Origin of the sequence: Streptomyces sp. NPDC007945 (assembly GCF_042958885.1) — a bacterium.
Classification (GTDB): Bacteria; Actinomycetota; Actinomycetes; order Streptomycetales; family Streptomycetaceae; genus Streptomyces.
In genome coordinates, this window is sequence record NZ_JBIBJV010000001.1 from 535,381 (window position 1) to 555,797 (window position 20,417).

19 protein-coding genes and 1 riboswitch are annotated in these 20,417 nt (G+C 74.9%); of the genes, 12 read left to right on the forward strand and 7 right to left on the reverse strand.

Annotation, left to right across the window (positions count from 1 at the left end):
- Positions 1-7: 7 nt before the first annotated feature.
- Both ACFZCF_RS02455 and ACFZCF_RS02460 read right to left on the reverse strand, forming a co-directional pair.
- The gene (locus ACFZCF_RS02455; RefSeq protein ID WP_189944900.1) at positions 8-739 is read right to left on the reverse strand and encodes a class I SAM-dependent methyltransferase; all 732 of its coding nucleotides are present in this window, start codon (positions 737-739) and stop codon (positions 8-10) included.
- A gap of 118 nt (positions 740-857) precedes the next feature.
- Positions 858-2,177 (reverse strand): glycosyltransferase, encoded by a 1,320-nt coding sequence (locus tag ACFZCF_RS02460; RefSeq protein ID WP_391284078.1) that lies wholly within the window; start codon positions 2,175-2,177, stop codon positions 858-860.
- Positions 2,178-2,416: 239 nt separating this feature from the next.
- On the opposite strand from ACFZCF_RS02460, the gene ACFZCF_RS02465 reads away from it, so the two are divergent.
- Positions 2,417-3,055 (forward strand): TetR family transcriptional regulator, encoded by a 639-nt coding sequence (locus tag ACFZCF_RS02465; protein WP_388440282.1) that lies wholly within the window; start codon positions 2,417-2,419, stop codon positions 3,053-3,055.
- Here the strand turns inward: ACFZCF_RS02465 and ACFZCF_RS02470 are convergent.
- Complete coding sequence (locus ACFZCF_RS02470; RefSeq protein ID WP_388440285.1) at positions 3,049-3,294, reverse strand: ferredoxin; 246 nt, start codon at positions 3,292-3,294, stop codon at positions 3,049-3,051. The two genes, ACFZCF_RS02465 and ACFZCF_RS02470, sit on opposite strands and share 7 nt — an antisense overlap.
- Complete coding sequence (locus ACFZCF_RS02475; protein ID WP_391284082.1) at positions 3,294-4,754, reverse strand: aldehyde dehydrogenase family protein; 1,461 nt, start codon at positions 4,752-4,754, stop codon at positions 3,294-3,296. Before ACFZCF_RS02475 ends, ACFZCF_RS02470 begins: the two co-directional genes overlap by 1 nt.
- 303 nt (positions 4,755-5,057) lie before the next feature.
- Positions 5,058-5,128: riboswitch (cobalamin riboswitch) on the forward strand.
- 98 nt (positions 5,129-5,226) lie between these two features.
- On the opposite strand from ACFZCF_RS02475, the gene ACFZCF_RS02480 reads away from it, so the two are divergent.
- From ACFZCF_RS02480 to ACFZCF_RS02515, 8 genes are all read left to right on the forward strand, one after another.
- Entirely contained in the window at positions 5,227-6,486 is a 1,260-nt protein-coding gene (locus ACFZCF_RS02480) for a prenyltransferase/squalene oxidase repeat-containing protein (protein ID WP_388440292.1), read from the forward strand.
- Positions 6,483-7,181 (forward strand): SCO2322 family protein, encoded by a 699-nt coding sequence (locus tag ACFZCF_RS02485; protein ID WP_388440295.1) that lies wholly within the window; start codon positions 6,483-6,485, stop codon positions 7,179-7,181. The genes ACFZCF_RS02480 and ACFZCF_RS02485 overlap by 4 nt, the downstream gene beginning before the upstream one ends.
- Entirely contained in the window at positions 7,178-8,332 is a 1,155-nt protein-coding gene (locus ACFZCF_RS02490; protein ID WP_391284083.1) for a CbiQ family ECF transporter T component, read from the forward strand. The genes ACFZCF_RS02485 and ACFZCF_RS02490 overlap by 4 nt, the downstream gene beginning before the upstream one ends.
- Entirely contained in the window at positions 8,329-10,338 is a 2,010-nt protein-coding gene (locus ACFZCF_RS02495; protein WP_391284085.1) for an ATP-binding cassette domain-containing protein, read from the forward strand. The genes ACFZCF_RS02490 and ACFZCF_RS02495 overlap by 4 nt, the downstream gene beginning before the upstream one ends.
- Positions 10,335-11,192 carry an ECF transporter S component gene (locus ACFZCF_RS02500; protein WP_388440304.1) on the forward strand — a complete coding sequence of 286 codons (858 nt, stop codon included), beginning with the start codon at positions 10,335-10,337 and terminating at the stop codon, positions 11,190-11,192. The genes ACFZCF_RS02495 and ACFZCF_RS02500 overlap by 4 nt, the downstream gene beginning before the upstream one ends.
- A gap of 348 nt (positions 11,193-11,540) precedes the next feature.
- Complete coding sequence (locus ACFZCF_RS02505; RefSeq protein ID WP_360599947.1) at positions 11,541-11,942, forward strand: transglycosylase SLT domain-containing protein; 402 nt, start codon at positions 11,541-11,543, stop codon at positions 11,940-11,942.
- Between the two features lie 364 nt (positions 11,943-12,306).
- Complete coding sequence (locus tag ACFZCF_RS02510; RefSeq protein WP_391284089.1) at positions 12,307-13,401, forward strand: DUF2330 domain-containing protein; 1,095 nt, start codon at positions 12,307-12,309, stop codon at positions 13,399-13,401.
- Complete coding sequence (locus tag ACFZCF_RS02515) at positions 13,398-14,066, forward strand: class I SAM-dependent methyltransferase (RefSeq protein WP_391284091.1); 669 nt, start codon at positions 13,398-13,400, stop codon at positions 14,064-14,066. The genes ACFZCF_RS02510 and ACFZCF_RS02515 overlap by 4 nt, the downstream gene beginning before the upstream one ends.
- On the opposite strand, the gene ACFZCF_RS02520 is transcribed toward ACFZCF_RS02515, so the two are convergent.
- Positions 14,044-15,207 (reverse strand): serpin family protein, encoded by a 1,164-nt coding sequence (locus ACFZCF_RS02520; protein WP_391284093.1) that lies wholly within the window; start codon positions 15,205-15,207, stop codon positions 14,044-14,046. The two genes, ACFZCF_RS02515 and ACFZCF_RS02520, sit on opposite strands and share 23 nt — an antisense overlap.
- Positions 15,208-15,219: 12 nt before the next feature.
- On the opposite strand from ACFZCF_RS02520, the gene ACFZCF_RS02525 reads away from it, so the two are divergent.
- Together ACFZCF_RS02525 and ACFZCF_RS02530 are read left to right on the forward strand one after the other, a co-directional pair.
- The gene (locus ACFZCF_RS02525; RefSeq protein ID WP_391284095.1) at positions 15,220-15,558 is read left to right on the forward strand and encodes an antibiotic biosynthesis monooxygenase; all 339 of its coding nucleotides are present in this window, start codon (positions 15,220-15,222) and stop codon (positions 15,556-15,558) included.
- 82 nt (positions 15,559-15,640) lie between these two features.
- Positions 15,641-16,126, forward strand: a complete 486-nt coding sequence (locus ACFZCF_RS02530) for a GNAT family N-acetyltransferase (protein WP_391284097.1) — start codon at positions 15,641-15,643, stop codon at positions 16,124-16,126.
- Between the two features lie 6 nt (positions 16,127-16,132).
- On the opposite strand, the gene ACFZCF_RS02535 is transcribed toward ACFZCF_RS02530, so the two are convergent.
- Positions 16,133-16,900, reverse strand: a complete 768-nt coding sequence (locus ACFZCF_RS02535; RefSeq protein WP_391284099.1) for a hypothetical protein — start codon at positions 16,898-16,900, stop codon at positions 16,133-16,135.
- Positions 16,901-16,969: 69 nt separating this feature from the next.
- On the reverse strand, positions 16,970-19,033 hold the full coding sequence (locus ACFZCF_RS02540; protein ID WP_391284101.1) for a DHA2 family efflux MFS transporter permease subunit: 2,064 nt from the start codon (positions 19,031-19,033) through the stop codon (positions 16,970-16,972).
- Between the two features lie 198 nt (positions 19,034-19,231).
- On the opposite strand from ACFZCF_RS02540, the gene ACFZCF_RS02545 reads away from it, so the two are divergent.
- Positions 19,232-20,257 (forward strand): peptidoglycan-binding protein, encoded by a 1,026-nt coding sequence (locus ACFZCF_RS02545; RefSeq protein WP_391284103.1) that lies wholly within the window; start codon positions 19,232-19,234, stop codon positions 20,255-20,257.
- Positions 20,258-20,417: the final 160 nt, after the last annotated feature.

Here is a 20,417-nt window from a genome sequence, read left to right on the forward strand (position 1 = left end):
TCGGGGCTCACGCCTCCGCCTTCGGGAGGTGGGGCTTGGTGGCGTACGCGACGAAGCTCTTGCCGACGACCGGGTTGAGCAGCTGCTCGGCGACCCGGGTCAGGGCGGGCTTCTTCATGATGTCCCAGACCAGGAGCTTGTGGTAGGCGCGGACCGGCAGCGCCTTGTCGTTGTCGACGCCGAAGGCGCACTTCAGCCACCAGTACGGGGCGTGCAGGGCGTGCGCGTGGTGCGTGCCGTACGGCCGCAGGCCCGCCTGGCGGATCTTGGCGAGCAGTTCGTCCGCCTTGTAGATGCGGATGTGGCCGCCCTCGACCTCGTGGTACTCGTCGGAGAGCGCCCAGCAGACCTTCTCGGGGCCGTAGCGGGGGACGGTGATCGCGATGCGGCCTCCGGGCTTGAGGACGCGGACCATCTCGGCGAGGACGCCCTTGTCGTCCGGGATGTGCTCCATGACCTCGGAGATGATGACGACGTCGAAGGACTCGTCGGGGAACGGCAGGTTGAGCGCGTCGCCCTCCATCGCGGTGGCGGTGGCGCCGGCCGGCGCCTCACCGGCCTCCTTCATGGCCGCGAACCACTTGGCGACCTCGCGGATCTCCTCGCCGTTCTGGTCGAGCGCCACGACCTGCGCACCGCGCCGGTAGCACTCGAAGGCGTGCCGCCCCCCGCCACAGCCCAGATCGAGCACGCGGTCGCCGGGGGCGAGCGGGAAGCGGGTGAAGTCGACGGTCAGCACGGGGTCTGCCTTTCGGGGTTGACGAGGGTTGTGGGCAGGCGTTCCGCCCGGGGTCCCGCCGGGGCGGGGGTGGGCGCGACCCACCCACCGGGCCGCACCCGGTGCGCGAGGCCGAGTGTCACCGGCGGGCCCCGGCGGCCCGGCGGTCCACCGCCTCGCGGTACAGCTCCGCCGTCCCCTGGGCGGCCCGCGCCCAGGTGAAACGCTCCAGCACCCGGGCCCGCCCGGCCGCACCGAGCCGGGCCCGCAGCTCCGCGTCGCCGAGCATCCGCCCGAGCGCCGCGGCCAGCGCGCCCGCGTCGCCCGTCGGCACGGCGAGGCAGGTCTCCCCGTCGGGGCCCGCGACCTCCGGGATCGCCCCGCCGGTCGTGGCGACCAGCGGCGTCCCCGTCGCCATTCCCTCCGCCGCGGGCAGCGAGAAGCCCTCGTACAGCGACGGCACGCAGGCGACCTCGGCGGAGCGGTAGAGGTCGACGAGCTCCGCGTCGCTGATGCCCTTCACGAAGCGGACGGCGCCGTCGAGGCCGTACCGCTCGATCGCCTGGGCGACCGGCCCGTGCTCGGCGCGCTTGCCGACGACGACGAGGTGGGCCTCGGGCCGTTCCGTGCGCAGCTTGGCGAGCGCCTCGATCAGGAAGACCAGTCCCTTGAGGGGGACGTCGGCGCTGGAGGTGGTGACGATCCGGCCCGGGACCTCGGCGACCGAGGGGTCGGGGGACCAGAGCGCGGTGTCGGCGCCGATGTGCACGACCCGGATGCGGTCCTCGCGGACGCCGAGGTGTTCGACGATCTCGTCGCGGGAGGTGCCGGAGACGGTGAGGACGGACGGCAGCCGGCGGGCGACCCGCTTCTGCATGCGGGTGAAGCCGTACCAGCGGCGGACCGAGGCGCGGCGCTTCCAGTCGGCGGCGGCGTCGAGGTCGAGCCGGCGGTCGACGGTGATGGGGTGGTGGATCGTGGTGACCAGCGGGGCGCCGATCGCGCGGGGGCCGCCGAGGAGCCCGTACCCGAGGGTCTGGTTGTCGTGGATCACGTCGAAGTCGCCGCGGCGGGCGGCGAGGGTGCGGCGGGCGCGCAGCGAGAACGTCAGCGGCTCGGGGAAGCCGCCGGTCCACATGGTGCCGACCTCCAGGGCGTCGATCCAGTCCCGGTACTCCTCGCGCTTCGGCGTCCGGAAGGGGTCGGGCTGGCGGTAGAGGTCGAGGCTGGCGATCTCGCTGAGCGCGACGCCCTCGTCGAGCGTCGGGTACGGCTGCGAGCCGAACACCTCGACGGTGTGGCCCAGGCGGGCCAGTTCGCGGGACAGGTGGCGGACGTAGACGCCCTGGCCGCCGCAGAAGGGGTTGCCCTTGTACGTGAGGAGAGCGATCCGCAACGGACGGTCACCGGACGGGGCGGCGCCCTGCCGGGGGCCTGCCTCTATGGCCTCAGCGGTCATGCGCGACCCCCTTCGAGCGTGCGTTTCGCGCGAGCGTAACCGCTGGCGCTAAGGTAGAACAAGTTACAGACTTGATCGTTCCCGACACCACTTGCCCCTTCGGGAGGCACAGAATCTACCGGCAGGTAGCTTCGCGGTGAGCGTCGGAACAGGTGATTCGCGCCACCCGTCCATGGAGGTTCGCGCCACGGCCGTCCTCCGCCATACTGGCGCTCCCCACCGCACGGAACGGGACCCCGATGACCGCAGAGAGCAGAGCGGACCACCGCCCTTCCGCCGCCCCTCCCCTGACGGAACGCCAGGAGGCGCGGCGGCGGCGCATCCTGGACGCCAGCGCCCGGCTCGCCGCCCGCGGCGGCTTCGACGCGGTGCAGATGCGGGAGGTCGCGGAGGCGGCCGGCGTCGCCCTCGGCACGCTCTACCGCTACTTCCCTTCCAAGATCCACCTGCTCGTGGCGACCATGCAGGACCAGCTCCAGCACCTGCACACCACGCTCCGCAAGCGGCCCCCGGCGCACACCGCCCCGGCCGAGCGGGTCGCCGAGACCCTGATGCGCGCCTTCCGCGCGCTCCAGCGCGAGCCGCAGCTCGCCGACGCCATGGTCAGGGCGCTGACCTTCGCCGACCGCAGCGTCAGCCCCGAGGTCGACACGGTCTCCCGCCTGACCACGGCGATCATCCTCGACGCGATGGGCGCGGAGCAGCCGACGCCCGAGCAGCTGTCGGCCGTCCGCGTCATCGAGCACACCTGGCACTCGGCCCTCATCACCTGGCTGTCGGGGCGCGCCTCGATCGCCCAGGTGAAGATCGACATCGAGACCGTCTGCCGCCTGATCGACCTGACGTCCCCGACCCGCGCGACCGCCGGCCGTCACTGATCGCCCTGGTCCTCCGGCGGGTAGACCGGTTCGCCGCCGTCGGCGAGGGTGAGGAGGATGGCCTCCACCGGGCAGCCCTCGGCGGCCGCGAGGAGCCGTTCGCCCGCGTCGGCCTCCGGGCGGGCCGGGTGGGACGGGCGGGCGGTGTCGAGGCGGAAGCCGTCCGGGGCGTGGACGACGTACATGCCGGAGCCGATGCAGGCGCTCCGGTCGACCCCCACGTGCCAGCGGTCGCCCATCAGTTGTCCCCGTATCCGGCGGGCAGGTGGATCATCTTGTGCTCCAGGTACTCGCCGAAGCCCTCGGGGCCGAACTCGCGGCCCACCCCGGAGCTCTTGTAGCCGCCGAAGGGGCCGAGCATGTCGAGGCTGAAGGTGTTGACGTTGAAGGTGCCGGTGCGGACGCGGCGGGCGAAGTCCAGGCCGTGCTCGACGTCGCCGGTCCAGACGCTGCCGCTGAGGCCGAAGTCGGAGTCGTTCGCGATCCGCAGCGCCTCGGCCTCGTCCCCGTACGGCAGGAGACAGATCACCGGGCCGAAGATCTCCTCGCGGGCGATCCGCATCCCGTTGTCGACGTCCCCGAAGAGGGTCGGCTCCACGTACCAGCCCCGGTCGAGGCCCTCCGGACGGCCGCCGCCGGCGAGGAGCTTGGCGCCCTCCGCCTGCCCGACGCCGATGTAGTCGAGGGAGCGCTGCCGCTGGCGGCGGGTGACGAGCGGGCCGAGCTGGGTGGCGGGGTCGAGCGGGTCGCCGACGACGAGGACGGAGGCCGCGGCGGCGAACGCCTCGGCGTACTCCTCGTACCGGGAGCGGGGGGCGAGGATCCGGGTCTGGGCCACGCACGCCTGGCCGTTGTTCATCCAGGCGGCGGGGACGATCCCGGCGACGGCGGTCGCCACGTCGGCGTCCGGGAGGATGACCGCCGCCGACTTGCCGCCGAGTTCGAGCGTGACGCGGGCGAGGTTGCGGGAGGCCACCTCCATCACGCGCTTGCCGGCGGCGACCGAGCCGGTGAAGGAGACCTTGTCGACGCCGGGGTGCCCGACCAGGTACTCGCCGACCTCGCGGTCGGCGGGCAGGATCGACAGGACGCCCTCCGGCAGCCCCGCCTCGGCGGCGATCTCGCCGAGGAGGTACGCGTCGAGCGGCGACTCCGGCGACGGCTTGAGGACCACGGTGCAGCCGGCGAGCAGCGCCGGGCCCAGCTTGGCGGCGGCGGTGAACTGCGGCACGTTCCACGGCACGACGGCCGCGACCACGCCGACCGGCTCGCGCCGCACCAGGAGCGGGCCGAGGACGCCGGCGCGCCGCTCCTCGAAGACGAAGTCCCGGGCGACGGTGATCGCCGAGTCCCACACCATCATCGCGCCGAGCGCCTGCGCGAGGACGGACCAGGAGTACGGGGAGCCGTTCTGGGCGCTGACCGAGCGGGCGATCTCCTCGTGCCGGACGGCGATGGCGTCCTTGATCCTGGAGACCACCTCGATCCGCTCCGCGAGGCTCGTCCGCGGCCAGGCCCCCTCGTCGAAGGCCCGCCGGGCCACCGCGACCGCCCGGTCCACGTCGGCGCGCGAGGCGTGCGGGACCCGTCCGATGGCCTCCTCCGTGTGCGGGGAGACCACCTCAATGGAGGCGTCCCCGAGCGGATCGGTCAACTCCCCGCCGATGAACAGCTTTCCGTGCTCCACGAGCTCGCTCATGCCGGTCGCCTCCCGGAGGTATCTGACGATGCCTCAGAACTGATATCAGTTCTGGTCATAGGGGGCAATGGCCGTACCGGCACGCGGCGGAACCGTCCCCGGCACCGCATCCCGTACGGCTCCCGCACCATCGCCGCCAGCGAGGCCGAGGCCCACATCCGGCGCCTGGTGAAGCTGGGCCGCGCGGAGGCCGCGACCGGGACGGAGCCGGTGGCGTACGTGGCGGTGTGACGCGGCTCGCACCCCCGGGGACCGGGCCGTACGGGCCGGTAGAGTGGCCCGGTCGTCTTCATGCCCGAGCGGGGGAAAGCCGGTGCGAATCCGGCACTGACCCGCAACCGTGACGTGCCGAGAGGCACGGAGTCGGAACGCCCCGCCCCGGGACGTGAGCGCCGGCACCGTCGAGGAATACGGCGCCGGACGCGGGCCCCGCGCGGGGCACCGGTGTCCGGTGCCCGCACGAGAGGCAACCATGATCAGCGTCCGTCGCGCCGCCGCCGCGCTCACCGCGGCGGCGGCCGTGCTCAGCACCGCCGCGACCGGCACGGCCTCCGCCGCGCCCTCTCCCAGCGCCTCCGCCGCCGCCCTCCCGCCCGGTCTGTACGGCAAGGGCGACCCGACGTACGACGGCGTCTGGCGCCAGTCGCTCGCCTTCCTCGCCCAGCGCGCCACCGGCTACCAGCCCGCCGACCAGGCCGTCGACTGGCTGCTCGGCCAGCAGTGCTCCGACGGCTCCTTCGCCTCGTACCGCGCCGACACCACCAAGCCCTGCGACGCGAAGACCATGCGGGACTCCAACGCCACCGCCGTCGCCCTCCAGGCGCTCGGCGCGGTCCGCCGCGAGGCCGCCGACCCGACGAAGATCGACACCGCGGTCAAGGCCGGCTACGGCTGGCTGCGCGGCGTGCAGAACAAGGACGGCGGCTGGAGCTACACCCCCGGCGGCCCCAGTGACGCCAACTCCACCTCGATCGTCGTCAGCGCGCTCGCCGCCTCGGGCGTCAAGCCCGGCTCGTACACCTCCGCCGAGGGCCGCACCCCGTACGACGCGCTCCTCGCGCTCGCGCTGCCCTGCTCCGAGGAGGAGGGCCCGGGCGCCTTCGCGTACCAGCCCGACAAGGAGGGCGGGCTCGCCGCCAACGCGGACGCGACCGCCGCCGCCACCCTCGCCGGGCTCGGCAAGGGCATCACCGCCGTCAAGGCCACCCCGCCGCAGGCCCCCACCTGCGTCGACCTCTCCGAACCGACCGTCGAGCGGGCCGCCCTCAACGGCGCCTCCTACCTCGCCAAGGCGCTCGTGCAGACCGGCCACCTCACCACCCCGCCGCTGCCGGGCGCCACCGAGACCGAGCCGAAGCCGGACTTCGGCAACACCGCCGACGCCGTCGTCGCCCTCGCCGCCGCCGGCACCGCCCGGCTCGCCGAGCCCGCGCTCCAGTGGCTGGAGCAGAACGCCGCCCCCTGGGCCGAGCAGTCCGGCCCCGCCGCCTACGCGCAGCTGATCCTCGCCGCGCGGGCCATGGAGGCCGACCCCCGCGAGTTCGGCAAGGTCGACCTGGTCGAGGCGCTCAACGCGACCGGCCCCGCCCCCAAGACCCCCGACACCTCCGCCGCCGCCACGGAGGACGAGGAGGACGAGTCGTTCCTCGGCTTCGACGTCTGGTGGATCATCGGCATCGGCATGGTCGTCGGCGTCGGCATCGGCTTCCTCCTGAGCGGCCGCAAGAAGTGACCCTCCGGAAGAGGACCACCCGCACGGCGGCCTGCGCCGCCGCGGGAACGCTGCTCGCCCTCGCCGCGGCGGCCCCGGCCCAGGCGGCGGGCTACCGGTACTGGTCGTTCTGGGCGTCCGACGCCGGGAAGTGGGCGTACGCCACCGAGGGACCGGCGACCGCCCGGCCCGCCGACGGCGCCGCCGTCGGCTTCCGCTTCGCGCTCAGCGAGGACTCCGCCGACGCCGCGAGGCCGACCGCCGCACCCGACTTCGCCACGGTCTGCGCCGGCGTCGGGAAGACGCCCGGGACGAAGCGGGTCGCCGTCGTCGTCGACTTCGGCACCCCGCGGGACGCCCCCGCGGGCGAGACCCCGCCGAAGGCCGCCCCGACGACCGGCTGCGCCCGGATCGACGCGAAGGGCACGGCCGCCGACGCCCTCGCGGCCGTCGCCGAGCCGCTGCGCTACGACAGCTCCGCCATGCTGTGCGGCATCGCCGGCTACCCGGAGAAGGGCTGCGGCGAAGCCGTGGCCTCCGCCCCGCCCGCCGGATCCGCCGACAGGACCGCCACCGGATCCGCCGAAGGGACGGCCACCGCCACCGCCGGGAAGGACGACGGCGGCGACGGCCCGTCCCTCGGCCTCCTCGTCGGCGGCGGAGCCGTCCTCGCGCTGGGCGGCGCCGCCGTCTGGAAGTCCCGCCGCCGCGCATGACCCCGGTCCCGTCCGTCGCCCCCGGCCTGGCGGGGCGCCTCCTGGCGCCCGTGGCGGACCGGGGCAACGCGCTGCACTCCGGCGCCTGGTGGCTGTGGGCCCTGGGACTCGCCGTCGCCGCCTCCCGCACGACCAACCCGCTGCTGCTCGGCCTGATCGTCGCCGTCGCCGGATACGTGGTGGCGGCGCGCCGCACGGACGCGCCCTGGGCCCGCTCGTACGGCGCCTTCGTGAAACTGGGCCTGTTCGTCGTCGCCCTCCGGATCGTCTTCTCGATCGTCCTGGGCTCCCCCGTCCCCGGCGCGTACGAACTGTTCACCCTCCCCGAACTCCCCCTCCCCGACTGGGCCCGGGGCATCCGCGTGGGCGGCCGGGTCACCGCCGAACAACTCGTCTTCGCCCTGTACGACGGACTCAGACTGGCGGCCCTGCTGATCTGCGTGGGCGCGGCGAACGCGCTCGCCAACCCGGCCCGGCTCCTGAAGTCGCTGCCCGGGGCGCTGTACGAGGCCGGGGTCGCCGTCGTCGTGGCGATGACCTTCGCCCCCCACCTGGTCGCGGACGTGGTCCGGCTGCGCACCGCCCGACGGCTGCGCGGCCGGCCCGCGGGCGGGGTGCGGGCGGTCCTCCAGATCGGCCTGCCGGTCCTGGAGGGCGCCCTGGAGCGGTCGGTCGCCGTGGCCGCGTCGATGGACGCCCGCGGATACGGGCGCACCGCCCAGGTCCCGCCGGGCGTCCGCCGCACCACGAACGTCCTCACGCTCGGCGGCCTCCTCGGCGTCTGCGCCGGCTCGTACGGGCTGCTCGCCGCGCAGGGCGCCGGATACGGGCTCCCGCTGCTCGCCGCCGGTCTCGCCGCGGCCGTCGCGGGCCTGCGGCTGGGCGGCCGGCGCACCCTGCGCACCCGCTACCGCCCCGACCGCTTCGGCCCCCGCTCGTGGCTGGTCGCCGCCTCCGGTCTCGCGGTGGCGGCCCTCATGATCCACGCGAACGGCTACGCGCCGGACGCGCTCCACCCCGGGGTCGTGCCGCTGATCGCCCCCGAGCTGCCGCTCTGGCCGGCCCTGTCGGTCCTCCCCGGGCTGCTGCCCGCCGTCGTCGCCCCCGTACCGCCCGCCCGTGCCGCCGTCCGCGAGGAGCCGTCCGCGTGATCCGTTTCGAGAACGTCTCGGTGACGTACGAGGACGCTGCCGGGCCCACCCTCCGGAACGTCGACCTCGTGGTGCCCGAGGGGGAGCTGGTGCTGCTCGTCGGGCCCTCGGGGGTCGGCAAGTCGACGCTGCTCGGGGCGGTGTCCGGGCTCGTCCCCCACTTCACCGGGGGGACGCTGCGGGGCCGGGTCACCGTCGACGGGCGGGACACCCGTACCCACCACCCGCGCGAGCTGGCCGACCTCGTCGGGACCGTCGGGCAGGACCCGCTCGCGCACTTCGTCACCGACACCGTCGAGGACGAACTCGCCTACGGCATGGAGTCCCTCGGCCTCGCCCCCGCCGTGATGCGGCGGCGCGTCGAGGAGACCCTGGACCTGCTGGGCCTCGCGGACCTCCGCGACCGGCCCCTCGCCACGCTCTCCGGCGGCCAGCAGCAGCGGGTCGCGATCGGATCGGTGCTGACCACGCACCCCAAGGTCCTCGTCCTCGACGAGCCGACGTCCGCGCTCGACCCCTCGGCGGCGGAGGACGTCCTCGCGGTCCTCCAGCGGCTCGTCCACGACCTCGGCACGACGGTCCTCATGGCGGAGCACCGCCTGGAGCGGGTCGTCCAGTACGCCGACCGCGTCCTGCTCCTGCCGGAGGCGGTCCTCGGCACTCCGGCGGAGATCATGGCCGTCGCCCCCGTGTACCCGCCGGTGGTCGCCCTCGGCCGGCTCGCCGGCTGGGACCCGCTGCCGCTGACCGTACGGGACGCGCGGCGCGGGGCGGCCGGGCTGAAGGCGCAGCTGGCGGACCGGCCGACGGGGCGGGGACCCGGGCGCGGCCCCGCGGGGCTCCTCCCCGACCCCGCCCCTTCCCCGACCCGGGGATCCGCCCAGGACCCCGGCTCCTCCCCGGACTCCGGCCTCGCCCCGGACCCCGGCCCCGCCCAGGACCCCGGCCCCGCCCCGGACCACGGCCCCGCCCAGGACCCCGGCCCCGCCCAGGACCCCGGCCTCGCCCCGGACGCCGGCAAGGCCGGAGATCCGGCCCGTCCGGGGTTCGAGGACACGCCCGAGGGCCGTACGCGGCCCGGGGCGCAGCCCCGGAATCCGGCCGCGCCGGCGCTTGAGGCGCCGATGCTTGAGGCGCGGGGACACGGGGGCGGAGCCCCCCGTTCCGGGAAGGCGCGGGGCCGGGGAAGGTCCCTGTTCCTCCGGCGGCGGCGCGCCGCGTCCGCCCCCGCCACCGCGCCGCGGGCCGACGCCCCGCTCGTGGACGTCGACGGCCTCGCGGTCCGCCGCGGCCGCGTCGAGGCCCTGCGACGGATCGACCTGCGGGTCGCCCGGGGCGAGACGGTCGCCCTCATGGGCCGCAACGGGGCCGGGAAGTCCACCCTGCTCTCGACGCTCGTCGGCATGATCGCCCCCACCTCCGGCACGGTCCGCGTCTCCGGCCTCGTCCCGCACGCGACCGAGCCCCGCGCCCTCATCCGGCAGGTGGGCCTGGTGCCCCAGGAGCCGAGGGACCTGCTGTACGCGGAGTCCGTCGGCGACGAGTGCGCGGCCGCCGACGCGGACGCGGGCGCGGAGCCCGGCACCTGCCGGGCGCTCGTGGCGGAGCTCGTACCGGGGGTGGCGGACGCGACCCACCCCCGCGACCTGTCCGAGGGGCAGCGGCTCGCGCTCGCGCTGGCCGTGGTGCTGACGGCCGCGCCCCCGCTGGTGCTGCTCGACGAGCCGACCCGCGGTCTGGACTACGCCGCGAAGACGCGGCTCGTGGCCCGGCTGCGGGCGCTCGCCGCCGACGGGCACGCGATCGTGCTGGCCACGCACGACGTGGAGCTCGCGGCGGAGCTCGCGGACCGGGTGGTGATCGTCGCCGGCGGCGAGGTCGTCGCGGACGGCCCGACGGCGGAGGTCGTCGTCTCGTCCCCGGCCTTCGCCCCCCAGGTCGCGAAGATCCTGGCCCCCGAGCCGTGGCTCACCGTCGAGCAGGTGGAGGGGGCGCTGCGCGCGTGAGGACGCATCCGATCCGGCTGGGGCCGCGTTCCGTCGCCGCCCTCGTCCTCGTGTCCCTCGTCGGTCTGGCCGGCATCGGCTGGCCGCTCTTCGCGGACGCCGGTTCCGCCGTCACCGACCACGCCGCCGACGCGCCGTGGCTCTTCGCGCTGATCCTCCCCCTCCTCATCGCCGTCGTCGTGGCGACGATCGCGGACTGCGGGATGGACGCGAAGGCGGTCGCGATGCTGGGGGTGCTGGCCGCCGTGGGGGCGGCGCTGCGCCCGCTGGGCGCGGGCACGGCGGGCCTGGAGCCGATGTTCTTCCTGATGGTGCTGAGCGGTCGCGTCCTCGGGCCTGGCTTCGGCTTCGTCCTGGGGGCGGTGACGATGTTCGCGTCGGCGCTGCTCACGGGCGGGGTGGGGCCGTGGATGCCGACGCAGATGCTGGCGATGGGCTGGTTCGCGATGGGCGCGGGCCTGCTGCCGGCGGGCGTCCGGGGCGGCCCGGAGCGGCTGATGCTGGCCGCGTACGGCTTCGTGGCGGCGTTCGCGTACGGCACGGTCACCAATCTGTACGGGTGGGTGACGGTCGGCGGCCTCGGCCAGGGGATCTCCTTCGTGCCGGGGGCCCCGGCGGCCGAGAACCTGGTCCGCTTCCTGGCGTACGTGCTCGCCACCTCCCTCGGCTGGGACCTGGGCCGGGCCGCGCTGACCGTGGTCCTGACGCTCACGGTGGGCGGGCCGCTGCTGCGGGCGCTGCGCCGGGCCACCCGGCGGGCGAACTTCGAGGCCCAGGTCACATTCGAGGGGCCCGAAAAGGGGTCCCCTGGTGAGGCGCCTCATAGGACCCAGGTCACGTACGACCGGAAATAGTAGAAGGGGACGAGTCGGACAGACCCCTCTTCAGTGGGCGTGAGCTGCGGGAACACCGCCTGATCCACGGGCGGGCCGACCCCCGCGAGTCCGAACCTTCCTCGTACAGGGGACCGTTGCGCCGCCCTCGGGGATTTGTTTCTGTAGTGGACGTCGCCAGGCAGCAGGTGCTCGGCCCAGCAAGCGCAACGCTCCACGAGCGAAACGCTCAGCGAGGGTGTGACACCGCGGCAGGCCGGTTCCCCCCAGTTCCCGGGTCCCCCGGGCCCTGGTTCCGGCATGCCGAAAACGGTCGGAAACGGCCGTGACGCCCGGCGCGACCCCAGTCCCCGACGTTAGGTAGACGTTTTGTTCCGCTCGATCACCACTCGTGCCGCCGCCCGCAAGAAGTCCTTCGCCGCCACGGCCGCCGTGCTGCTCGGCGCCTCGGGTGCGGTGCTCGGCACGACGGGCACGGCCTCGGCCGCCAGCCCGCAGGAGCTCGCTCGCGACATCGTGCCCGCCTCTCAGTACGCCGCCTTCAGCAAGATCGTCTCGCACGAGTCCGGCTGGAACTTCAAGGCGACCAACTCCTCCTCCGGCGCCTACGGCCTGGTCCAGGCGCTGCCCGCCTCGAAGATGGCCTCGGCCGGCTCCGACTGGAAGACCAACCCGGCCACCCAGATCAAGTGGGGCCTGAACTACATGAACGAGCGCTACGGCTCCCCGAACGCCGCCTGGGCGTTCTGGCAGGCCAACGGCTGGTACTAAGAGTCACCACGCCGTAAACCCGCCCCCGCAAGGCCCCGCCCTCCTCACGGAGGGGCGGGGCCTGCGGCGTTTCCGCCGCTCCGTCCGGCGGACGCAGGGCTCGCGCGGCTACTCCGGCCGCCCGACCTCACCCTCGCGGCGGAACCGCACCGACTGCGGGCCGCCTGGCTCAACGGCGTGAAGGAACTACGCGTCCGCACCGGCAGCTGAGCGACGGCGGCGGGACGGTGAGGACGGCGATGGCGGACGCCCTGCGGTTGACGGCGGCGGCTGAGTCCGGTGACGGAACCCCGACGGTTGAGCGACGGCGGGCTGACACCGGCGGCGGGGGAACCGGAACCCTCCCCCGTACGTCCGAGCGGGCATGCGGGGGACACACACCACCACGACCAGGATCCTGACCACGCTGTTCGCGCTGCTCGCACTCCAGCTCGGCTCACTCGTGGCGCCCGCCTGGGCGTGCGGCTGCGGCGCGATGGTCACGCGCCCTGAGGAGCGCATCGGCGTCGACCAGGAGCAGTCCGCCGTCCACTGGGACGGCCGGACCGAGACCATCGTCATGCGCTTCCGCGTCCACGGCAACGCCCGGCAGGCCGCGTGGATCATGCCGGTGCCGCGCCGGGCGGATGTCACCCTCGGCGATCCGGGGCTCTTCGACGCGATCGAGGAGCTCGCCGCCCCCGAGGAGAGGGAACGCTCCTACTTCTGGCCCCGCGAGGACGACTGGCCCTTCGACTCCGGCCGCGGCGACGCCGCCTCGGTCGGCGCGGCCCCCGGCGGCTCCGTCGGCGTCGTCGGCCGCGAGCGCCTCGGCCCCTTCGACGTGGCCCGGCTCACCGCCACCGACCCCGACGCCCTCGGCGACTGGCTCCACGCCAACGGCTTCCGGCTCCCCGACCGGCTCACCCCCGAACTCCGGCCCTACGTCGACCGCCGGTGGGAGTACGTCGCCGTCCGCCTCGCCCCCGAGCAGAAGGACGTGCCCCTCTACGGCGAGCTGACCCCGCTCCGCATCACCTTCGCCTCCTCCGAACTCGTCTACCCCATGCGGCTGTCGCGCCTCGCCGAGACCCGCCAGACGCTCGACCTGTCGATCCTGGCCGCCCACCGCATGGAGCCCCGCTCCCCGATCGGCGGCGAGCACCCGGAGGTCACCTTCTCCGGCCGGATCGACCGGCCCGAGGGCCCCGTCGCCGCCCTCGCCGGCGACGCCCCCGTCCACCTCACCGTCCTGCGGCAGCGCTTCCCGGAGCCCTCCCGCATCGACGACGACCACGTCCTGCGGACGGTCGCCGACACGCCGTACCGTCAGGTGATCCACCGGGAGCGCCTCCTGACGGTCGCCGGGATCCCGGCCTGGATCCTGACGGCGGCCGCGGGCGCGGCGGTGATCGCCGCCCTGACCGTGTTCCTGACCGTCCGGGCGAACCGCCGCCGCCGGGTACCGTCGGCGGCATGACGAACCCCCAGTGGCACGAGGTCGACGCGTACGTCACCGACCTGCTGGTCCCCGCCGACGAGGCCCTGACCGCCGCGCTGGCCGACAGCGCGGCGGCCGGTCTCCCCGAGATCGCCGTCGCCCCCAACCAGGGCAAGTTCCTGAACCTCCTGGCGCAGGTCCAGGGCGCCCGCCGGATCCTGGAGATCGGCACGCTCGGCGGCTACAGCACCATCTGGCTGGCCCGCGCCCTGCCCGCCGACGGGCACCTGACCAGCCTGGAGTACGACCCCCGGCACGCCGAGGTGGCCCGCGCCAACCTCGCCCGCGCCGGACTCGCCGACCGCGTCGAGGTCCGCACCGGCGCGGCCCTCGACACCCTCCCCCTCCTGGAGAAGGAGGCCGCGGGCCCCTTCGACCTGGTCTTCGTCGACGCGGACAAGGCCAACAACCCGCACTACGTGGCCTGGGCCCTGCGACTCTCCCGCCCCGGCACCCTGATCGTCGTGGACAACGTCGTCCGCGCCGGCCGCGTCGCCGCCCCCGACCCGTCGGACCCGACGATCACCGGCACCCGCGCCATGTTCGAGTTCGTCGCGAACGAGCCGCGCCTCGACGCCACCGCCCTCCAGACGGTCGGCACGAAGGGCCACGACGGCCTCCTCATCGCCCGGGTGACCTCCTGACCGACCTTCCCCGACCGCCCGGGAAGGTCCGCTCCCGCCCCGACCTCCCGCGGCCGGGGTCGGGCCCCGGTCCGGGACCCCCGGCCCGCCATCCCACGAACAGCGGCAGCCGCCCGTCGGCGTCGAGGACGACCACCCCGAAGGGCCGGTCGAAGGCGATCCGCTCGGCGGGCAGCGGCCGGGCGGCGCTCCGTGCCATCTCCACCTGCGTGACGGCCGCCGCCTCCACCCCCGCCTCGCCGACCTCCACCACCGCCTCCTGGACCGCCTTGGAGACGTACAGCGGCTCGGCCGAGAGTCCGGAGAAGTCGGCGCCGGGCCGCGCCGGGGCCGTCACCCCGACCGACGCCAGCCACGCCAGCGCGTCGATCCGGCCACGCAGCCCGAACCGCGGCAGCGCCAGCTCGACGCCCCCGGCCCGTACCGGCTCCCGCCCCTCCTCCGCCCAGCCGAGCGGCACCACCGCGTCCGGCCCGGCGCCCGCGGGTCCGAGCACGAACCGCACCCGCGGCGCCCGCTCCCCCGTGCACGGCAGCTCCACCACGACCCCGCCCCCGACCCGCCACGCCCACCGGGCGGGCACGCGCCGGTGCATGGTCGGCACCTCCGCCACGCTCCCGTCCGCCGCGGTGAACGGCGCGGGCCGGGTCCCCCGCGCGTCGAACGCCTCCCGCCACACCGCCCCGAGGGCCACCACGCCGACAAGCACCAGGTCGGCGCCCCCGTCCAGCGCGTCCGGCAGCCCGTCGAGCCGCCCCCCGCCGACCTCGGCCACCCAGGCGTCCAGCTCCGCCTGCGCGTCCCCGGCCGCCGCCCCGAAGTCGACGCCCGGCAGCGCGCTCCGGTACGCCGCCTCCACCGGCACCCGGCTCCGCACCGCGACCCCGGCGGAGACCCCCGAGGTCCGCGCGAGCTCCGCCGCCACCGCGGTGACGTCCGGCCCGGCCTCCTCCCCGGCCACCCCGAGCACCCCCCGCAGCTCCTCGGCGGCCCGCCCCCGCGCCCCCGCCGCCACGGCGCCGAGCGCCACCCACAACCCGGCCGGCGACCCGACGAAGTCCCGCGCCGCGTCCCCCGGCAGCAGCCTCTCGGCCAACTCCCGTACCGCCCCCGCGCGCACGGCGCCGCCGTTCCCGGCCATATCCTGCCTTTCATGAGCATCGTGAAGATCAACGCCCTGACCGTGCCTGCCCAGCAGCGGGAGGTGCTGGAGCAGCGGTTCGCCTCGCGGGCCGGTGCCGTGGAGGGCTCCGACGGGTTCGAGTGGTTCGAGCTGCTGCGGCCGCTGGAGGGCACCGACCAGTACCTGGTGTACACCCGGTGGCGCAGCGAGGAGGACTTCCAGAACTGGATGAACGGTTCCATGAGGGCGGCCCACCAGGGCACGGCGGGCGGCGAGGGCGGCGGTGAGCGTCCGAAGCCGGCCGCTTCCGGGTCGACCCTGTGGTCCTTCGAGGTCGTGCAGCAGGCGTCGCCGAAGCGGGACGCCTGAGGCCGGGCGGCGGGGCCGCCCGCGGGGTCGCGGGCCGAGCGGCGGGAAAACCGGCGGCGGCCGTGGTCGTGCGGGCCGCAGAATGACCCGCATGACCTGGACCTTCTCCCCCGAGCGCGTCGACACCCCGGACGCCACCTCGCTGCGACGCGACTACTTCGGCGACGTCGCGGGCCGCTACTACGGCCGCGTCCTGACCGAGGACGAGTACGACGAGGAGATGATCGACGAGGGGCTCGACCTGCTCGCCCCGCCCGCCGGGGCGTTCCTGGTCGGGCGGTACGAAGGGAAGGCCGCCGCGTGCGGCGGCCTGGTCCTCCTCGACGCCGACCGGGCCGAGCTGACCCGGGTGTTCATCCGCCCCGCCTTCCGCGGGCTCGGCGGCGCCGACCTGCTCCTGGGCGGCCTGGAGGAGGCCGCCCGCGCGCTCGGCGCCCGCCGCGTGGTCCTCAACACCCGCCTCGACCTGGTCGAGGCGCGGGCGCTGTACGTGCGGCACGGGTACGGGGAGATCCCGGCGTACTGCACGGGGCCGTACATGGAGATCTGGTACGGCAAGGAGCTCTGAGACCGGTCAGGCCGGTTCGCCCGCCCAGACGACGACGTCGAAGGTGGCGTTCGTGTCGCCGGCCAGGCCGGCCGTCTCCTTGACGGTCATCCGGACGAGCCGGCCCTCGCCGGTGCGGCCGCAGACGGTGAGGCCGGTCTTGATGCGGATGTCGTTCGAGGTGGCCTGCGTGCCGACGACGCCCGCGCAGTCCGCGTAGGTCGGCGCCTTCGCGCCCTTCCACACGAGGGCCTTGGCGCCGTTGTCGGGGCGCAGCATGTGGTCGCCGAACGGGTAGACGGCGAAGTCGTTGTCGCTGTTGATCTCGGACATGACGGGCGGTGCCGCGTCGAGGTCCTTGTCCTCCACGTACGTGATGACGAGGGTGCCCTGCCAGTGGACGGTGCCGGGCGCGGGCCCGGTCGGGGCCGCCGAGGCCGTCTCCTGGCCGGGGCCGGCGGCGGGGGCGGCGTCCGTGGTCGGCGTGGTGTCCGCGCCGGGGGTGGCGTCCGGTGTCGGCGCGTCGTCCGCCGCCGGGCTCGCGGTGGTCGGCGCCGGGGCGGGCGCGGCCACCGGGCCGGTTCCCTTGCCGTTGCCGCTCACCAGATACGTGCCGACGACGCCGATCACGGCCGCCGCCAGCGTGGCGGCCGCGCCGATCCAGGCGCCGCGGTGCGACGGCGTGCGGGTCGGCGGAGCCGGGTGGCCGATGCCGTACGCGGGTCCGGCCGGGTGCTGTCCCGGGGCGTGTCCCGGCTGTGGCGGCCAGTTCTGTCCCGGCTCGTGACTGCTCATTCTGTCCGTCCCCCTGTGACTCGAAGTCGATCTTCGGCTGGACAGGGTACCGAGCCGGTTGAGCCGCCGTCAGGCGCGGTGGTCCCTGGGCGGTCGCGGCGCGCGAGGGTGTTCCGCGTCGGAGCCGCAGAGCTCCGCGTTGAGCTCCTCGACCAGGTGCACCAGGTCCGTCGGGCGGTCGGGTCCCCACCAGTCGCCGAGGAGTTCGGCGAGTGCCTCCTCGCGGGCCCGGGCGAGGCGGGCGGCGGTGGCGGCGCCGTCCTCGGTGAGGACGAGGCGGAGCCCCTCGCGACGGGCGAGCCGCCGCTCCTCGACCTCGCGGGCGGCCTCGGAGACGACCCGGAGCGGCACCGGCACGGTCTGGGCGAGCCGGGCCGGTTCGACGGCGCCGTGCCGGCGGATGCGCAGCAGCAGCCAGCTGGAGGCGGGCCGCAGGTCGAGCCCGGCGCGGGCGGTGATCCTCTCGTAGACCTCCTTGCGGCCCTCGCGGGAGCCGAGGACGGAGAGCGCGCGGGCGGCCTCCTCGTAGGAGGAGCGCTCGACCGGGTTGGAGGCGAGGGTCTGGCTGGTGTCGGGCGCGGTCACGGAGGCGCGCAGCGGGTCCTCCTTGAGGAGGCAGGCAACGACGAAGGCGACCAGGACGACGGGGGCGGCGTACAGGAAGACGTCCGTGATGGAGGTGGCGTACGCGTGGAGGACCTCGGGCCGCAGTGTCTCGGGGAGCCGGCCGATGGCGCGCGGGTCGGCGGCGACCCCGTCGGGTCCGAGGCCGGGCGGCAGCTCCGTGCCGGCCTGCGCGGCCCGGGCGAAGACGTCCTCCAGCTTGTGGGTGAGCCGGCTGGTGAAGACGGTGCCGAAGACGGCGACGCCGAAGGACGCGCCGATGGAGCGGAAGAAGGTCGCCCCGGACGTGGCGACGCCCAGGTCCTCGTACCCGACGGCGTTCTGCACGACGAGGACGAGGACCTGCATGACGAGGCCGAGTCCGGCGCCGAAGACGAAGAAGTAGACGCTCATCTGCCAGGTGGAGCTGGTCTCGGTCAGCCGGTGGAGGAGGAGCAGGCCGAGCGCGGTGACGGCGGTGCCGGCGACCGGGAAGACCTTCCAGCGGCCGGTCCGCGACACGATCTGCCCGGACGCGGTGGAGGTCAGCAGCATGCCGGCGACCATCGGCAGCATGTGGACGCCGGACATGGTGGGGCTGACGCCCTGCACGATCTGGAGGAAGGTCGGCAGGTAGGTCATCGCGCCGAACATCGCGAAGCCGACGACGAAGCTGATGATCGAGACCAGGGTGAAGGTCCGGATCCGGAAGAGCCCCAGCGGCAGGACGGGCTCGGCGGCGCGCCGCTCGACGCGCACGAACCAGACGAGCAGGACGGCGCCGAGCAGCGCGAGCCCGATGATCTGCGGCGAGCCCCAGTCCCAGGTGGTGCCGCCGAGGGAGGCGACGAGGACGAGGCAGGTGGCGACGGAGGCGATGAGGAAGGTGCCGAGGTAGTCGATGGTGTGGCGGGTGGAGCGGACCGGGATGTGGAGGACGGCGGCGATGACGAAGAGGGCGACGACGCCGATGGGGAGGTTGATGTAGAAGACCCAGCGCCAGGAGAGGTGCTCGGTGAAGAGCCCGCCGAGGAGCGGGCCGAGGACGCTGGTGGCGCCGAAGACGGCGCCGAAGAGGCCCTGGTACTTGCCGCGTTCCCGGGGGGACACGAGGTCGCCGACGATCGCCATCGACAGCACCATGAGCCCGCCGCCGCCGAGGCCCTGGACCGCGCGGAAGGCGATGAGCTGCGGCATGTTCTGGGCGATGCCGCACAGCGCGGAGCCGATGAGGAAGAGGACGATCGCGCCCTGGAAGAGCTTCTTCCGCCCGTACTGGTCGCCGAGCTTGCCCCAGAGGGGGGTCGCGGCCGTGGAGGCCAGCATGTAGGCGGTGACCACCCAGGAGAGGTGCTCCATGCCGCCGAGCTCGCTGACGATCGTGGGCAGGGCCGTGGAGACGATCGTCTGGTCGAGCGCGGCGAGCAGCATGCCGAGCAGCAGCGCGCCGATGGCGACGAGGACGGTGCGGTGGCTCTGCGCCTCGCCGGGCGGGCTCGTCTCCTGGTCCGCGGGCATCTCCTGGGCCATGGGCGTCTCCGTCTCCCCGCGCGTCGCGACGCGTGTGCGTGCGCCGCGACGCGTCTGCGTGCGTGTCCGTGCGTCGGGTGTGTTCTCCATCCTGAGTCGAATGTCTGGATATGGCCTGCGGAGGGGCACACGTGTTCACCCGGGCGCGGGGGGCCGCCTGCATAATCACTGCCAGTTGCGTTGGGGAGGGGATACATCATGACCGGACAGGCATGTCCTGATTGCGGTGGTCGGAGACCGGGCTGCGCCTGCGCCCGTACGGCGGAGGCGGCGGCGACGGAGGACTTCGACCCGCTCCGGATCAGGCCGTACGTGACGCTGGACGCGCCCGACGACGCGGGCGACCCGCCGACGGCGCGACTCACGGCGGTACGGGTGGGACCGGGCGGCGGCCACGAGGGGTACGGGGCGTACGACGACGGCTTCTCTCCCGCTCCCCCGTACGGCTCCGGAGGCCGGGCCGACGAGACCATGCCATTGCTGCTCGGCGGGGACGGGGGCGCCAGCGACTCCTGGACCGCCGGGGCGCCCGGCGGTCCAGGGGCGGCCGGGGCGCGACAGGAGCGGTCGCGCCGGGGGCGGGGCGGCGTTCTGGTCGCGGGCGTCGCGGCGGCGGCCGTGGTCGGCACGGCCGCGCTGGCCGCGGGGGTGTTCGGCGGCGAGGAGCCCGTGGACCGGGCGATCGTCCCCGAGGTGACCACGAGCGCGTCCCTGAACCTCGCCGTGTCGGAGGAACCGTCCCCGTCCTCGGAGAGCCCCACGCCGAGCCGGACCCCCTCGCGGACCCCCTCGCCGAGTTCGTCGTCCCCGACGGCCTCGGCGTCCCCGTCCGCCTCCGCCTCGCGGACGACCGCTCCGGCGCCGACCGGCTCGCCGTCCGCGTCGGGTGGCGCGATGGCGCCCTCCGCGGTGCCGACGACGGCCCCCGCGACCTCCGCCGCCCCGACGACGGCGTCGCCGAGCCCCACCGCCACCGCCACGGACGCGCCCGAGGGGGCGACGCTGCGGCTCGGCGACACGGGCCCGGAGGTGGCGGAGCTGCAGACGCGGCTGCGGCTCCTGTGGGTGTACCTGGAGGAGCCCGACGGGATCTTCGACGAGGGCCTGCGCGAGGCGCTCGTGGAGTACCAGCACCGGTTCTGGCGGCTGAAGGACCCGGAGGGCGTCTACGGACCCCACACCCGCCGCGAACTGGAGCGGGCCACGGAGCAGTACTACGACTGAGGGAGCGGTACGACGACCAGGGGTCGACAGTCGTCAGGGGGCGGAACGGGGCCGAGTGGCCAAGAGGGTCCACGGTTTTGTATCGTGAAGAAACAAAGTGGCCCCGCCCGTACTCCCTGACCGGCGGGCGGGACCACTTCGTTCTCCGCACCACCCCTCT